The organism is Streptomyces sp. NPDC093085 (genome assembly GCF_040683935.1).
GTDB lineage: Bacteria > Actinomycetota > Actinomycetes > Streptomycetales > Streptomycetaceae > Streptomyces.
Map to the genome: position 1 here is coordinate 1,001,626 of NZ_JBFBFB010000001.1, position 14,491 is coordinate 1,016,116.

At 69.8% G+C, this 14,491-nt stretch carries 12 protein-coding genes, 1 tRNA gene and 5 pseudogenes; 8 read left to right on the forward strand and 10 right to left on the reverse strand.

Going from position 1 to position 14,491, the window contains the following annotated elements; translation table 11 throughout:
• Positions 1–31: 31 nt before the first annotated feature.
• A complete protein-coding gene (locus AB0O07_RS04135) occupies positions 32–739 on the reverse strand; it encodes a transketolase (RefSeq protein ID WP_365626460.1) in 708 nt (235 codons plus the stop codon).
• 138 nt (positions 740–877) lie between these two features.
• Between AB0O07_RS04135 and AB0O07_RS04140 the strand changes: the two genes are divergently transcribed.
• The 3 genes and pseudogenes from AB0O07_RS04140 to AB0O07_RS04150 all read left to right on the forward strand — a co-directional run bounded on the left by AB0O07_RS04140 (position 878) and on the right by AB0O07_RS04150 (position 2,947).
• Positions 878–951 (forward strand) — tRNA-Pro (locus AB0O07_RS04140).
• Positions 952–1,410: 459 nt separating this feature from the next.
• A pseudogene (locus AB0O07_RS04145) lies at positions 1,411–1,563 on the forward strand (Tn3 family transposase); the annotation flags it as partial.
• Positions 1,564–2,263: 700 nt separating this feature from the next.
• Positions 2,264–2,947: a hypothetical protein gene (locus AB0O07_RS04150; RefSeq protein WP_365626463.1), complete on the forward strand. Its 684-nt coding sequence runs from the start codon at positions 2,264–2,266 to the stop codon at positions 2,945–2,947.
• Here the strand turns inward: AB0O07_RS04150 and AB0O07_RS04155 are convergent.
• Positions 2,944–3,489 (reverse strand): annotated as a pseudogene (locus AB0O07_RS04155) (site-specific integrase); the annotation flags it as partial. The gene AB0O07_RS04150 and the pseudogene AB0O07_RS04155 overlap by 4 nt on opposite strands.
• A 6-nt stretch (positions 3,490–3,495) precedes the next feature.
• On the opposite strand from AB0O07_RS04155, the pseudogene AB0O07_RS04160 reads away from it, so the two are divergent.
• Positions 3,496–3,657, forward strand: a pseudogene (locus AB0O07_RS04160) (NAD(P)-dependent alcohol dehydrogenase); the annotation flags it as partial.
• 381 nt (positions 3,658–4,038) lie between these two features.
• Here the strand turns inward: AB0O07_RS04160 and AB0O07_RS04165 are convergent.
• Positions 4,039–4,419, reverse strand: coding sequence for a hypothetical protein (locus tag AB0O07_RS04165; RefSeq protein ID WP_365627991.1), 381 nt, complete (start codon positions 4,417–4,419; stop codon positions 4,039–4,041).
• Positions 4,420–4,922: 503 nt separating this feature from the next.
• Here AB0O07_RS04165 and AB0O07_RS04170 point away from each other — a divergent pair.
• Positions 4,923–5,696: a hypothetical protein gene (locus AB0O07_RS04170; RefSeq protein ID WP_365626466.1), complete on the forward strand. Its 774-nt coding sequence runs from the start codon at positions 4,923–4,925 to the stop codon at positions 5,694–5,696.
• 92 nt (positions 5,697–5,788) lie between these two features.
• On the opposite strand, the gene AB0O07_RS04175 is transcribed toward AB0O07_RS04170, so the two are convergent.
• Positions 5,789–6,964 (reverse strand): serine hydrolase domain-containing protein, encoded by a 1,176-nt coding sequence (locus tag AB0O07_RS04175; protein ID WP_365626469.1) that lies wholly within the window; start codon positions 6,962–6,964, stop codon positions 5,789–5,791.
• A 263-nt stretch (positions 6,965–7,227) separates the two neighbouring features.
• On the opposite strand from AB0O07_RS04175, the pseudogene AB0O07_RS04180 reads away from it, so the two are divergent.
• A pseudogene (locus AB0O07_RS04180) lies at positions 7,228–7,527 on the forward strand (IS30 family transposase); the annotation flags it as partial.
• Positions 7,528–7,580: 53 nt separating this feature from the next.
• Here the strand turns inward: AB0O07_RS04180 and AB0O07_RS04185 are convergent.
• From AB0O07_RS04185 to AB0O07_RS04205, 5 genes are read right to left on the reverse strand one after another with little or no spacing between them, the layout of a single operon-like run.
• Positions 7,581–8,402, reverse strand: a complete 822-nt coding sequence (locus tag AB0O07_RS04185) for an alpha/beta fold hydrolase (protein WP_365626472.1) — start codon at positions 8,400–8,402, stop codon at positions 7,581–7,583.
• On the reverse strand, positions 8,399–9,580 hold the full coding sequence (locus AB0O07_RS04190; protein WP_365626475.1) for an aminotransferase class I/II-fold pyridoxal phosphate-dependent enzyme: 1,182 nt from the start codon (positions 9,578–9,580) through the stop codon (positions 8,399–8,401). Before AB0O07_RS04190 ends, AB0O07_RS04185 begins: the two co-directional genes overlap by 4 nt.
• A gap of 8 nt (positions 9,581–9,588) precedes the next feature.
• Positions 9,589–10,203, reverse strand: coding sequence for an RraA family protein (locus AB0O07_RS04195; protein ID WP_365626477.1), 615 nt, complete (start codon positions 10,201–10,203; stop codon positions 9,589–9,591).
• The gene (locus tag AB0O07_RS04200) at positions 10,200–10,865 is read right to left on the reverse strand and encodes an RraA family protein (RefSeq protein ID WP_365626480.1); all 666 of its coding nucleotides are present in this window, start codon (positions 10,863–10,865) and stop codon (positions 10,200–10,202) included. Before AB0O07_RS04200 ends, AB0O07_RS04195 begins: the two co-directional genes overlap by 4 nt.
• Positions 10,862–11,533, reverse strand: coding sequence for a 4-carboxy-4-hydroxy-2-oxoadipate aldolase/oxaloacetate decarboxylase (locus AB0O07_RS04205; RefSeq protein WP_365626483.1), 672 nt, complete (start codon positions 11,531–11,533; stop codon positions 10,862–10,864). Before AB0O07_RS04205 ends, AB0O07_RS04200 begins: the two co-directional genes overlap by 4 nt.
• Before the next feature lie 74 nt (positions 11,534–11,607).
• Between AB0O07_RS04205 and AB0O07_RS04210 the strand changes: the two genes are divergently transcribed.
• Positions 11,608–12,534: a LysR substrate-binding domain-containing protein gene (locus AB0O07_RS04210; protein ID WP_365626486.1), complete on the forward strand. Its 927-nt coding sequence runs from the start codon at positions 11,608–11,610 to the stop codon at positions 12,532–12,534.
• A gap of 9 nt (positions 12,535–12,543) precedes the next feature.
• A pseudogene (locus AB0O07_RS04215) lies at positions 12,544–12,770 on the forward strand (transposase); the annotation flags it as partial.
• A gap of 139 nt (positions 12,771–12,909) precedes the next feature.
• Here AB0O07_RS04215 and AB0O07_RS04220 read toward each other — a convergent pair.
• Positions 12,910–14,340 (reverse strand): amino acid permease, encoded by a 1,431-nt coding sequence (locus tag AB0O07_RS04220; protein ID WP_365626489.1) that lies wholly within the window; start codon positions 14,338–14,340, stop codon positions 12,910–12,912.
• Between the last annotated feature and the right edge of the window lie 151 nt (positions 14,341–14,491).

Here is a 14,491-nt window from a genome sequence, read left to right on the forward strand (position 1 = left end):
GTTCCGCGGGCGCGTGGCGCCGGCGCCCGGGTCAGGACTTGGGCTCGACGCGGGCGACGACCGCATGGGGCCGCCCGGGGTGCGGCGCGGCGCAGGCCGCGTACAGCGCCTCGTGGTCCCGTCCGTCGACGGTCGTGGCCGACCAGCCGGCCGCCGTGAACCGGGAGGCGATCCCGCCGGGCCAGCCGTGGGTCGCGGAGCCGTTGTCGATCACGAGCGTGTGGAGCCGGTCGAGCCGCGCGGACCCGGCGTAGGCGATCGCCTCGTGGTTGCTCCCCTCGTCCAGCTCCGCGTCCCCGATCAGCACCCAGACGCGCGGCCCGGTGAGCCCCCGCGCCCGCAGTCCGAGCGCGCTGCCCACGGCGAGCGGCAGCCCGTGTCCGAGCGAGCCGCTGCCGATCTCGACGCCCGGGAGCAGGGTGCGGTCGGGGTGGTGGCCGAGCGGCGAGTCGTACGAGCCGAAGCCGGGCAGCGCCTCCTCGGGGATGAACCCCTTCGCCGCGAGCACCGCGTAGTACGCCATCGGCCCGTGCCCCTTGGAGAGCAGGAACCGGTCCCGCCCCTCGTCCTCGGCGCTCCCGGGCGTCACCCGCAGCACCCGGTCGTAGAGCACCCAGAGCGCGTCCAGGGTGGAGGTCGCGGCGGGTCCGTGCTTCTCGTCGCCGGTCATCAGGGCCATGAGCCGGTACAGCCGCCGGAGCGGTTCCCGCCCCGGCGAAGTCGTCGTCGTGATCGTCATACGGACCACGGTGCAACCTCCAGCGAACTTGAGGTCAACTCCGTGCCGCCCCCGGAAAGCGATTCGTGACCACTACCCGGAGTGCGGTATTGTTCTCATGCGCGTTCGGGCCAGGGAAATCCCAGGTCAGGCGGGCATCGGGACGTGGCGCAGCTTGGTAGCGCACTTGACTGGGGGTCAAGGGGTCGCAGGTTCAAATCCTGTCGTCCCGACTGGAGACAGTCGCAGGTCAGGGCCGGTTTCGGAGGCATCCGAAACCGGCCCTTGATCATTCTTGGGGACCAGTCGGGGACCGGTGCCCTTGACCGGGGTCAGCGGCCCGACGATCGGTTCAGCCCGCAGATCAACGCTGCCCGCATCGGCCTGGCCCATAACCACGCGGCTGGGCATGTCAGCGGTACAGCTCTTGCCGAGGACTTCGCTGCGACGTGGCAGCAGGTGTATCAGATGTGCCGGGACGAGGCGGAAGACCGTGTCGTGCGTACTCGTCACGGCGACGCGATGCTGCTATCGGAGTTCCTGCTCACCCGAGTGGTGGCGATCGCAGTTCATGGCCTGGCCTTGGCGGACGCACTGAGGCGCGAAGCGTGGCTGACTGCTGAGGCTGGGGCGGCAGTGCTGGAACTGCTGCTCGGGCCAGACCGGTTGGACGGGGCGCGTGAACTGGGCACGCCGCCGTCACTCAGCTGCGCGAGGACGGGTTCGATGTTCGCGACGAGGACGTGGCTCGCCTCTCCCCGTTCGTCTGCCATCACATCGACATGCTCGGCCGGTATTCCTTCCAACTCCTCGACCTGCCCGGGGGCCTGCGTCCGCTGCGCGATCCGGACGCCGCCGACGAAAGAATGACACTCGGTGATGGGTCGTCAGCGGCGCAGGACGCCGACGACCCGTCTCGCCGGGCTCGAAACTGGAGGCGAATCAGGGAACCTAAGCAAGGTTTGAGTACCTCAGAGGTGCAGCTCACCCCTGCAAGGTTTCGCCTGGGGAGAGATTGCTCCGGGGTGGCTGCGAGCGTTGTCAGAGTGAGTTGGCAAGATCGCGGCTATGAACAGCACTCCGACCACTCCACCGCGGCCGTTCGACGTCGCCGCGCTCTTCCCTCAACTGGGCCCGCTGGCACGTACGGCGACCCGGTTGCACCCCCGGCCCGGGTCTCCGTCACCGCGGGACAGTTCCATCGGCGGACCGCTGCTATGGCCCGCCGACGAGCCGTGGCCGCACTGCGACGGACCTCATGTGAGGGACACAACGCGCCCGGCCCTGCCCCCGTCGGACGTGCGGCAGGAACGGCAGATCCGTGCCGCCTCGCGCGACAGGAGCTTGACCGCGCAGGAACGGGAGACCCTTCAGCGGATCCGTCCCCCTCGGGAGTATCGGCCGGCGTCGGCGCTCGCCCCGTATGAGGGTTCCATAGCGATGCTGCCCGTCGCCCAGTTGTACCGACGGGACGTGCCCGATCTGCACCCACCTGAAGGAGCTGACCTGCTCCAGGTCCTGTGGTGCCCATTCGACCACCCGAGCATGCCCAGGACCGCGCTGTTCTGGCGGTCGGCAGCCACGGTCACCGACATCCTCACCACGCCCCCCGAACCGCCCGTGATGCGGTCCGACGGCTACTTGCCCGAGCCGTGCCTGCTCAACCCGGAGCGGGTCACCGAATATCCCGACCACCTGGAGTTGAGCAAGGAACTCCGGGAGCAGCTCAGGACGTGGAGCGAATGGCAGACAGCCGTCACGGATGTGGACGACTACGCTTCGTCCTCGGAGTTGTTCTACGACCATGAGTTGGCCGGCGCACCCGGCTGGAAGGTCGGCGGTTGGCCTCGCTGGGGCGCCACCGACCCCACCCCCCGGCTCTGCCCTGCCTGCGGCAGCGACATGGATGCCCTACTGACCATCGCCACGTTCGAGGGCGACGACGACAGCAGTTGGCTCCCGAACGACGTGTGCGAAGACCGAGAACACACCAGTCCGTCCTCCAGCCACGCTGGGCCGGAGGGCCAGGCCGTGATCGACTTCTTCCGCGCCCAAGGCATTGAGGTGCACGACCGCGGTCGCGTCCTCCGCGATGCCCGCGTCGCGCCCCTCGGCACCACCCCTGCTCCAAGGCAACCGACCGCCGTCCGGATCGGCAGCGGCTACGACCTGCAGCTCTACGTCTGTCCGGTATCGCCAGAGCACCCCCACTCCGAGCTGATGCATTAGCCGACCTCGTACACCGGCCCCGGAGAGCGTCGGCGATCGCCCGGCGCGAGCAGGCTGGTAACTTCGGCGATCACCTTCGGGGAGGGGTGGAAGTACTTCCGTACGTTCTCCGCCTTCTTGTGCCGGGACTTCGTCATCAGCATCAGCAGGCTCGCCCCTCCCTCGCCGAGGTGGGTCGGGCCGGAGTGTCGCCACTCAAGCAGACCCCAGCCCGTGCCCGGCTCACCGCTGAGGGCCGTGTGCTCGTCCAGCAACATCCGGGCCTGCCTGTAGGAGAGCCGGGCGAGCCCAGTGTCCGGCAGACGTCGCGCGGGCTGACGACCTTGCCGGGGCCTGGCGTGCGGTGGGTGGCGAACACCTGCCCGCGCGTACGGCCCTTGAGCAGGCGGGGCGGCAGCCGCGGGCGGTGCCCGCGTCCCAGTAGACCGTCTCCAGAACGAAGTCTTCGCGGATGGCGCCGTGGCGACGCGTACGAGGGCGGGCACCCTGGCCTTCACCGGGGCGCGGTGCCCGGCAAGGTCCAGCTCCTCGATGGTGACACCCGGCGCACCGACCGCGTCGACGGCACCGTGACCAAGGGGGCCTACAGCCGCGAGTATGTTTTGCGCGCGAAGTTCGCGTTCCACCTGCCTGACGGGCTTGACCCGGCCGCCGCAGCACCGCTCATATGCGCTGGCGTGAGCGTCTGGGAGCCCCTGCGGGCAGTCGGCGCGCCGCCGCCCAGTTCGTCGAGGGCCGGGCAGCCGACGACGGTGACGTCGTCGTGGCGGGCGGAGTGCTGTGGCTTACGCAGGTAGCCGCTGCCGAGGTCTTCCTCGTCGAGGAGACGCGCCTCCAGTGCGGCCGACGACAGCGGCGCGGCGTTCTCGTCCGCCCGGGCAGGTGTCCCGGCCGGTGTGGAGGCGCTGGTCCCCGGCGTGGGGCTGATGGAGCCGGTGGTGTTGGTGGAGCAGGCGGGTACGGCGAGGAGGGCGGTGGTGAGGACGAGGGTGGTGGCGGTGGTGCGGACGCGCATGAACTGACCCCTGTGGTGGTGGGCGGCGGGTGGTCAGTACGGGCGCGTTGGCCCGGTCGGGTCGTAGGGGTGGTGGTCAGTGTCCGAGGTGGCGCAGGCCGTCCTCGAACGTGGCGTGGTGCGCGTCCGTGGGCCCGGAGTTGCGGTTGTACCAGGCGGTGTCGAGCCGTCTCTCGTGGTGCTGGTGGCCTGCCCGGCAGCGCAGCCCTACCTGGTCACGGGGGGAGAGGATGAGCCAGTCGCGGTAGGTGCCGCATGCGGGGCAGGCGGCCCTCTCTCCGTCGAGGACGAGCGGCCAGGGCCAGGGCATCATCCGGCCGTCGAGCTGGTCGTGGCTGGGGACGCGAAGCTCCGCCGGGAGGAAGTCGTCCACGGCCGGCGCCGGCTCGGGCCGGGCGGGGACCGCCGGCGTCCACGACGGGGCCGGGGGAGGCGTCTGCTGTCGTAGAAGTGACAGAGCGTGACACCAGTGGCGGGACGGGTATGGAACCGAACGCGTCCCTGACCGGGCTCTACTGCCGACGTGCCGACAGCGCGAACACAGGGGCGGACGTGCGCGCGGGGGAAAACGGCGAGCGGCGACAAGGCGTACGGTCGGGCCGCGCACCGGCCTCATGGAAATGATCACCCCGAGCCCCTTCTCGTCGCTTCGCTGTGCCGAACCGGCTGCCCGGAGTGATTTAAACCAAGCCGATAAGAGGACGTCAACGGCGCCATTATGCCCGGTTTTCGCGCAAAGATCACCAGGGTGGGGAATGCCTTCTGTGTCGCTTGCGGGATCGCAAGTCGCTTGCCCTGTAAGGGGGATGGGATGAACTGATGGCCTGTTGGAAAAGGTCGAACCGTGTGCTTGCAGCCGTTCTCGCGGTGGGCTCGAAAAGCGGCAAAGATTTACCGATTACCGTCGGGGAGGCGCTGCTGACGTGCGGGAATGTCCGGTTCGGTGATGGACGTGCATAGATGGCCCGCAAGGCTGGTTCACGCGTAAACAATTACCCATCGGTAGAGGTCATCTATGTCACCGGGATACTGCGACTGCTCATCGACCGGCAGATGCCCTCACCCACGTATCTGTCCGACCGCAACTGGAACATCCTCGCGTACAACCAGGCGATGGCCGAGCTGTGGCCGTGGGTGATGGAGCCCCGGGCCAATCTGATCCGCTGGGCCCTCACCAGCGCCGAAGGGCGAGCTACTTACCATGACTGGCACAAGCACGCCAGTGTTTTCCTGCGCATGCTCCGTTTCGCGCTGACCACCCGCGGCGACGACGCAGACCTCCTGCAACTGATCGAGGACGTCAAGAAAATCCCCGAGATCCGGCAACTCTGGGAAGGCGACAGCCACCTGGTCGAGCACCGTGACGGGCATGTTTTCCTCGTCACTGTTCCCACCCTCGGATACAGAACGATCGAAATCGTCAGCCACGTGGCCTACCCGGCGATCATGCCCGACTGCCGGTTCGTCGTCATGACCGGGGTGGAAGCGGAGCCGGACCCCCACCGGGACGCCCTGGGCGGCCCCCGCGATGCCCGGGCCGACACGACCCACGAGACCGCGTACGAACGCGAGCGGGCTCAAGAGCGCCTCGCGGAAGCCGAGCGCCTCCGCACGGACGACGTGCGCACTGCTCGCCTCATCGTCAGCAGCCCCGGAGAGGCCGCGGCCCAGGCGGGAGCGAGCCGGATACCCTGCCGGCCATCAGCCGCCTTATGGGGCCCAACTCTCGGCTGACGCTCTCCCCCTCTCAGCGCAGCGTGATCTGGGCAGTCGAGGAAAGCCCCGGACGCTGGGGCGTTACGCAAGTTTCGCCGGCCACGGTGCTTTCAGGTGGTGCGGCAGAGAGCGTGGTCGATGAGGTCGCGCAAGGCGTCTTCCTGGCGGGCGGCGGTCTGCGGGTCCGCGGAGCGGCTGTGCGCGGAGACGGTGATAGTGCGTCGACCGTCCGTTGTCGTCGCTGCCCGGATGACATATCCGAAGCCGCTTCCTCCGTGCCCGAGGTAGCCGCCGCCGCAGGACAGGGGGGTGAAGAACAGGCCCAGGCCGTCCCGGGTGCCTTCCGGGTGACCGCTGTTCTGCGGTACCGGCACGGTGCTCTGCACGGCAGCGAGTTCGGCGGGCTTCAACAGGTGTCCGCTTGCCAGTGCGGCGAAGAAGCGGTTGAGGTCGCGGGCCGTGCCGGTCATCGAGCCGTCGGCCCCGCTGTCGAAGGGACGGTAGGGGATCGTGGTGTCGACCAGCGGGCCGTCCACGGTGAACTGCTGGTAGTTGACCGTGTGCGGATACGGAAGGAAGGGCCAGGTGCCGGGGGTGTCGGTGTGCCGCAGGCCGAGCGGGCGCAGGATGCGGTCGTGGACCTGCTGTTCCCAGGTACGGCCGGTGATCTTCTCGATGATCATTCCGACGAGCACATAATTCGTGTTGGAGTACGCCCAGTTGGTGCCTGCCGGGAAGGCGGGCTCATGGCGCATGGCCAGGTCCACCAGCTCTTCGGGCTTGTAGGCACGCCACCGGTTGGCGAAGTAGGTCTGGGTACCGGGGTCAGGGAAGACATCGTAGATGTAGTCGGACAGGCCACTGGTGTGCTGCAGCAGGTCGCGGACGGTGATGGTCCGGCCGTCGTTTCCAGCGCCGGACACGACCCCGGGCAGCAGCTGCTCCACTGTCTGGTCGAGGGAGATCCGTTTTTCGCCTACCAGTTGCATCATGACAGTGGCGACGAACGTCTTGGTGGTGCTGCCCAGACGCAGGTAGCCGTCCGCTGCCACCGGGCGGCGAGTCGCCAGGTCCCCCACCCCGGAGCGGGCCGTGACCGTCCTGTGTGGGGTTTCCAGGCGGACGGCCACCCCGGTGACCCCGGTATCCCGCAGCGCGTCGGCGTCACGCTGCACCGACCACGCCGTGCCGGATGGGCGTGGCGCGGCCGAAGCCGCGACGGAGGGCGGAGATGACACAGCCAGCGCCAGCACCGCAGCTGATAACCATGAACGATGAAAGATCATGATACGAGGTTAGGAACTGCAAGGGTCACCAGCCATCCGGCATACGCCCCGTCTCGAACGGGTGCCGGCCGGATGGACATCACGGCCGGCACCCAGCGTCACCACTGTCTACCTCTGACTGGTCATGCTCCTGAAGAGCAGAGAGACCTTCCGACAGCTGTTGGCTCAGCCGCGTTGGTTCAGTGCTCTGGTCAGGTCGCGGTTCGCCTCTCTCGCGGCATCGAGATCGGAACGGGCTTCCTCCGACGCGGAGGTCAGGACCAACGCTCACCTGGGACCGAGGGCGCGAGATCGCCGAGCACCAGGCCATCACCGCCGAGACGGGGATGCCGATCCACCTCTGCAAGCCGCGCAGCCCGTGGCAGCGCGGCACCAACGAGAACACCAGCCGGCTGCTTCGGCAGTACCTGCCCAAGGGCGCGGACCTTCGCAGGTTCAGCCGGGCCGACCTGGACGCCGTCGCCCACGAGCTCGACCACCGCCCGCGCAAGATCCATGGCTACCGCACTCCGGCAGAGGTCCACGCCGACCTCCTGAACAGCGGTGATGCGCTGACTGCTTGAGCTCGCCGTCGACGCTGGGGCGAGTGAACGCCGCGCCCTCCTGTGAACGAGCGTCAGGAGTCGGTGTCAGCACGTGCGATGAGGTCGGCGATACGGGCCCACATCTGCGGGGGGTTCGAGTACATCGGGAAGTGGGCGCAGTGTTCGATCTCGGCGAGTTCGACGCCGCCCTCGGCCAGGGCGGGGAGGTAGGAGAGCGTGTCGTTCTGCTCTCCGTACATGAACATCCTCGGCATCGGGAGCGCGAGGAACCGGTCGAGCAGCTTGCCGTGGTCGGAGAGGTCGACCATGGACTCGAAGATGGCCCTGACCGCTCCGGCCCGGACCTTGTGGAGAAGGCCGGACGCGTAGAGGGCGCCGCCGTAGAAGCGCGAGCCGCCGACGCGTTCGGCGAACCGGGCCAGGAACTCCCCGGGGTCGTCGTGGGCATGGGTGAGGATCTGCCGGCTGAGGAAGCAGTCCTCGGGCGCGAGGTTGCCCTCGATGTCGGTGAAGCTCGCGACCCTGCTGGGGGCGCCGTCGGCGAGCAGGAGCGCGGTCAGGCCGCCCATCGAGTGTCCGACGACGTGGAACCGGTCGATCTGCCGCGCTTCGAGCACCTGCTCGGCGACGGAGACGAGGAAGGGAAGGGTGACGGCTCGGAGGTCCGCGCAGGTGCTGGCGCCGCAGCCGGGCGCGTCGTAGGCGAGGACAGGGCGGTCGGCGAGCCGCGATTGCTGGATGACGTCCGCGTAGTCCTCCTTCGTCGAGCCGAAGCCGTGCAGGAACACCAGGGGCGTGCCGGTGCCGTCGCGGTGGAGGCCGGAGACCTCGACGCGGGTGGCGCCGGCGGTGAGGGGGAGGGTGAAGCGTTCGAGCTTCCGGACAGGGCTCATCGGGCTGCCTCCAGGTGGTGCACGGCCGGCTCGTTCCGCGCGGACCCGAGGACGGTCCGCAGTCGCTCGATCGCGGTGATCAGCGTGTCGTCGTCGACAGCGAAGCACACGCGGATGTGGCCGGGCGCGTGGAACGCTTCACCGGGTACGACCGCGAGGTGGGCGGTGTCCAGGAGCCACGCGGCCAGGTCGGCGCCGCTGTTCCAGCCGCGGTCGCGGAGCAGGCCGCTGACGTCGGGGAAGGCGAACATGCCGCCGTCGGGCAGCGGGCATTCGATCCCGTCGATGCCGTTGAGCGCCTCGACCAGCAGCGCGCGCCGGCGACGGTAGTCGCGGGCGGCCTCGACGGGGGTGGTGCTGTCCCCGAGGGCGGCGAGCGCGGCCCGCTGGTTGACCGTTGGGACATGGGTGATGGTGCGGGAGACGTGCAGCCGGGCCGAGGCGATGATCTCCGGCGGCGCGGCGAGCCAGCCGACGCGCCAGCCTGTCATGGCGTGTTCCTTGGACACTCCGCCCACGACGACGGTACGGGCGCGCAGGTGCGGCGCCACCGCGAGGACGGACCGGTAGGTGTCGGTGTAGTCGAAGGCGCGGTAGATGTCGTCGCTGATGATCCGGACGTCGTTGCGCTCGGCCCAGTCGGCGATCTGCCGCAGCCGGGGCTCCGGATGGACGGCGCCGGTGGGGTTGCCCGGGGAGGAGAGGATCACCGCCCGGGTGCGCGGGGTACCGCAGCGGTCGAGTGCCTCGACGGACAGCCGAAACCGCTCGTCCGTGGCCACCGGGACCGGGGTGCCGCCCGCGGCGGTGACGACCTCGGCGTGCCCGGGCCAGCCGGGCGCGGCGACGAGGATTTCGTCACCGGCGCCGATCAGGGCCTGGACGGCGAGGAAGAGGGCGTGCTTGGCGCCGAGGGCGATCTGTACGTCCTCCCTGCTCCACGGGGTGCGGGTGTCACCGGCGATCATGGTGGCGACGAGCGTACGCAGGGCGGTATCGCCCTGGGCTGTTCCGTAGTGGTGGGTGGCAGGGTCACGGGCCGCGGCCACGGCGGCTTCCACGACCGCGGTGCTGCTGGCCGCCTGAGGTTCCCCGGCGGCCAGGGTGATGACGTCGGCGCCCTGGGCCCGTAGCGCTTCCGCCTTGGCGGCCACGGCGAAGATCGGGTTGTCCGTCATGGGTGTCGTCACCGCCCGGCGGTCCGGAAGTCGTTGTACAGGTCGAGGGTGCTGCGGCCGTCGCGCACTTGCTTCACCAGCTCCCTTTCGTGGGCCGCACGCGTGTCGGCGCGGTCGAGGATCTGCTCGGTGCCGGACGCGGGAAGCGCGACGACTCCGTCGATGTCCCCGACGACGAGGTCGCCGGTGTGGACCGTGACGCCACCGACCGTGACGGGACGCCCGAGGACGCCGCGGAAGTCCTTGCGGGTGCCGTGGATGGCGTTGTTGCGCGAGAAGACCGGGAAGCCGAGCGCCTCGGTCTCCGCGGCGTCGCGGACGCCGCCGTCGATGAGCAGGCCCGCGATGCCCCGGTGCCGGGCGGCCACGGTGAGGATCTCGCCCCAGTGCCCGAAGCGGGCGCCGCCGAGGTCGGCGACCAGGACGGAGCCGGGCGGTGCCTGGAGTACGGCGTGGTGCAGGGAGAGGTTGTCGCCGCCGGCGCCCTGCACGGTGAACGCCGGTCCGCACAGCCGGGCACCGGCCCACAGCGGCCGGATCTCCGGGGACAGCGCCACGGAGAGCCCGGACGCTTCGGACAGGGTCGCGCTGGAGTGGCCGCGGGCGTGGTCGTCCGTGCTCACGAGGGGTCCTTCGGGGTCTGGAGTGTGTGGTAGCCGTGGCGCACACGCGCCTCGGCGAGCGTCGCGCCGCCGCGGACGGCGGCGACGATGGCCTCTTCGACGCGGTCGATCCGGCGGGCGAGGTCTGCGACGTCGTCCCAGCGGGCGGCGGGGACGACCACGGCGCCGTCGTCGTCGGCCACGAGCATGTCGCCGGGATGGATGAGGACGCCGTCGATGGTGACGGGGGTGCGGACCCCGGCGACCCGGACGCGGTCCTTGCCGGTGCGCATGAAGCGGGAGACCGACCAGACCGGGTAACCGACTTCGGCGGCGACGGCGATGTCGCGGCAGGTGCCGTTGATGACGGTTCCCGCGATGCCGCGTTCGTGGGCGGTCCGGCTCATGATGCCGCCCCACACGGTGCAGTCGGTGCGGCCTGCGTTGTCGATGAGGATCACCGCACCGGCGGGCACGTCGTCGAGGAAGTCACCCACGGTGCCGCCGGTCCCGTCGACGGGTTCGTAGGTGACGGTGAAGACCGGGCCGGCGATCCGCCGGCCCTGGCGCAGAGCGCCGATGCCCTGGAGGGGGCCCGGGAGCCCGAGGGAGTCGAGGGCGTCGGACACGGACGCGGTGGACAGGCCGCCGGTCAGGTCCGGCGCGGTCGTGCGGGTGTTCATCGGACCGGTTCCTCCTCGCTCCGCCCGGCGAGGCGGGCGTCGTGCATGGCCTGGGACACAGGCGCGCCGGCGCGTACCTCGTCGGCGATGGCGCGTTCCCGGGCGGCGACCGCGGTGGCGATCTGGGCCACTTCCTCGGCTCGGCCCTGCGGGACGACGGCGATCCCCGTCTCGTCGGCGACGATGACGTCGCCCTGCTCGACGGTGAGCCCGGCGACACGGACCGGCTCGCCGGTGGAGCGCTGGTGCAGCCTGCCCCGTGCCGTGGCCGGGATCGAACCTCGTGAGAAGACCGGGAATCCCAGCTCGCGGGCGTCCGCCACGTCGCGGCACACGCCGTCGGCGACCACCCCGCGCACACCGCGCAGGGACGCGCCCAGGCTCAGGATGCCGCCCCAGCACGACACGTCGGTGCGGCCCTGGTTGTCGACGACGATCACGCTCCGGTCGTCCGCGTTCTCGACGGCCGTGGTGGCGATGTGGGCCCCGGCCGGGCCTTCGGTACGCGGTTCGAGTGCCACGGTGACGGCGAATCCCACGACGGCCGCCGGTCCCCACACCGGACGGATGCCACCGGCTCCGCAGGGAAGCCCGAGCCGGTCGAGCGCGTCGCTGACCGCGGCGGAGTCGAGCGCCGCGAAGCGGTCCAGGAGAGATGTATTGCTCATGGCTTCCACCCCACCAGCCTTCCGATATATTGGGAAGGTCTGATTTCCTCTACCAGTAAGAGGCTGAGCGAATCATGGTGGAGATCCGGCAGGCCCGGTACTTCGTCGCGGTCGCGGAAGAACTCCACTTCGGCCGCGCGGCGCAGCGGCTGCAGATGTCCCAGCCACCGCTGTCCCAAGCGATCAAGCAACTGGAACAGCGGCTCGGCTGCGAACTCCTGCACCGTACCCAGCGGTCGGTCGCCCTCAGTCCAGCAGGCGCCGTGTTCCTGGACCACTGCCGGGCCCTGATCCGGCATGCCGAGGAGGCCGAGACCGCCGCCCGGCAGGCAGCCACCGGGCGCGGCGGGCGCCTGAACCTGGGCGCCGTCGCCTCGGCCTTCTCCTGGCCCCTGCCCCTCGTGCTGGAGCGGTTCCACGAGACCGTACCGGGCGTCGAGATCCGCACCCAGGAGATCGACACCCATGAAGCCGCAGCGGGGCTCCTGGACCGCTCGCTCGACTGGGCGATCGTGCGCCAGACCGCCCCGGTGCGCGGCACCACGGCCACCCCGCTGTTCGCCGACCGGTTCGTCGCAGCCCTGCCCGTCCACCACCCCGCCGCCGACGCCACCGGACCGCTGGATCTGGCGGACCTCGCAGGCGCCCCGTGGGTGTGGCTGCACCGGCAGATCTCGCCCGACTACCATGACGCCATGGCCGGCCTGTGCCGAGCGGCCGGGTTCAGCCCGGTCCCGGCCCACTGGGCGCGGTCGGTGACCTCACAGATCGCCATGGTCGAGTGCGGGCTCGGCGTCACCGTCGTACCCGCCGCAGCATCCACGTCACGCCCCGCCGTCCGGTTCAGACCGCTCCATCACACGACAGCGACCATCGGTCTCACCGCCATGACCAGATCCAACCCCGGCGCGCTGGCCGAACGCCTCACCGTCATCGCGACGCAACTGACCACGGCACAGGCGCCCCGTCACACGACTGACCCCGAAGCACTTCCCAGCTGAAGAAGCCGTATCGGGTCCTGTCCGCATGTCCGCGTCGAGGGCGGCGGCCGGTCGGTGGTCTCCCAGGCCGGGGCCGTGCTGCTGGTGGAGACGGTCCGCAGGACCGGCCCGGACCGGGCGTTGTCCGCGGCCCTGACGTCGTGGCGCGAGGCCCGGGCGGTGCACGATCCGGGCAAGTCCTGCTGGACGTGGCGCTCGCGGTGGCGCTGGGCGGGGACTGCCTGGCCGATGTCGCCGCGGCGAGTGGAAGGCGTCGTCGACGCCGCCCGCGCCACATTCGGCGACCACGTCATCCAGCACACCGCAGCGGCACTTCGCCCCCTATGACCGTCTGTCTGGCTGCTGCCGCAGCGTGCCTCCTTGTCGCCGGCCCGCTCAACTGACGGTGTGCGCGCGCTCCACGTCGCCGCTCACAGCGTCCCTCGGCGCGCGCTCCGGGTGCCCTTCAGGGGCCGGCCGACGGCGTAGGAGGTGGACGATGGAGAGCAGGCTCCACACCGCGATCCCCTGCAGAAGTTCGAGCCGGGTATCACTGGCGAACGCCATGCTGGTGAGCACGACGACGATCGCAGCCGCTACGAGCAGTGGCAGCACGGGATGGAGCCACATCCTGAACTGCAGTCCGCCCGGTGTGGTGGCCTCCAGGTGCTTGCGCATGCGCAACTGGGACAGGCTGATCATGAGGTAGACGAAGAGGAACACAGCTCCCGAGGCGTTGATCAGGAAGAGGAAGACGGTGTCGGGCCACAGCGCTGCGAAGGCGACGCAGGCGTACCCGACCGCTGTACACGAGAGCAGGCCCTTGACGGGGACGCCTCGGCGGTTGACCGCGGCCATCCAGCGGGGGGCGTCGCCGCGGCCCGCGAGGACGAACAGCATGCGTGACGACGTGTAGAGGCCGGAGTTGAGGCAGGACAGGACGGCGACCAGGACGACGGCGTTCAGGAGGTCGGCGGCACCCGGGATGCCGATCTCGTCCAGTGCGGCCACGAACGGTGATTCGCCGGGGGTGATCTGGTCCCACGGCTTGATCACCGCGATGAGCAGGGTGGAGAGCACGAAGAAGGCGAGGATGCGGAAGACGACGGAGCTGACGGCTTTGCGGATCGCGCTGCTGGGCTCCTTGGACTCCGCCGCGGCGACGGTGACCACTTCGACGCCGGTCATGGAGAAGATCACGACGACCACGCCGGACAGTACGGGGGTCAGGCCATTGGGGAAGAATCCGCCGTGATCGGTGAGGTGGGAGAACGAGAGGTGGGCGCCGGGCCACAGCCCCAGGACGAACAGGCCGGCCAGGAGGATGAAGACGATGATGGCGGCCACCTTGATGCCGGCGAACCAGTATTCGGCCTCGCCGAACGAACCCACCGCCAGGAGGTTGATGGCACTCATCACGATCAGCAGTCCTGCGGCGATGAGCCACACCGGTACGCCCGGCATCCACTTGTTGATCATCTGGCCGCCGACGACGGCTTCGAAGCCGACGACGATGACCCAGAAGTACCAGTAGAGCCAGCCTGTCGAGAAGCCGGCCCACGGACCCAGGGCGGTGCGCGCGTAGTCGGTGAAGGAGCCGGTGCTGGGCCGGGCGGCGGCCATCTCGCCCAGTTGCCTCATCACCAGCAGCACGAGCAGGCCGGTGAGTCCGTAGGTGAGGAAGGCTCCGGGGCCTGCTTCGTGGATGATGGCACTCGAGCCGATGAACAGCCCCGCGCCGATGACTCCTCCGAGGGAGATCATCGTCAGGTGGCGTTGTTTCAGACCTGCTTTGAGCGGGGTTGTCTCGTCGGGGACGGTGCCCATGCCGGGCCTCCCTTCGCATGGCCCCGACCGATCGCACGTGCGCGACTGGCGGTGATCGGGGGCGGCTCTGGCGTGTGATGCGGACCACCATCACCGCGCACACGCCGTGGTGCCATGCGCTGTTTCTCTAGCGCGACGCGTCCGCTTCATA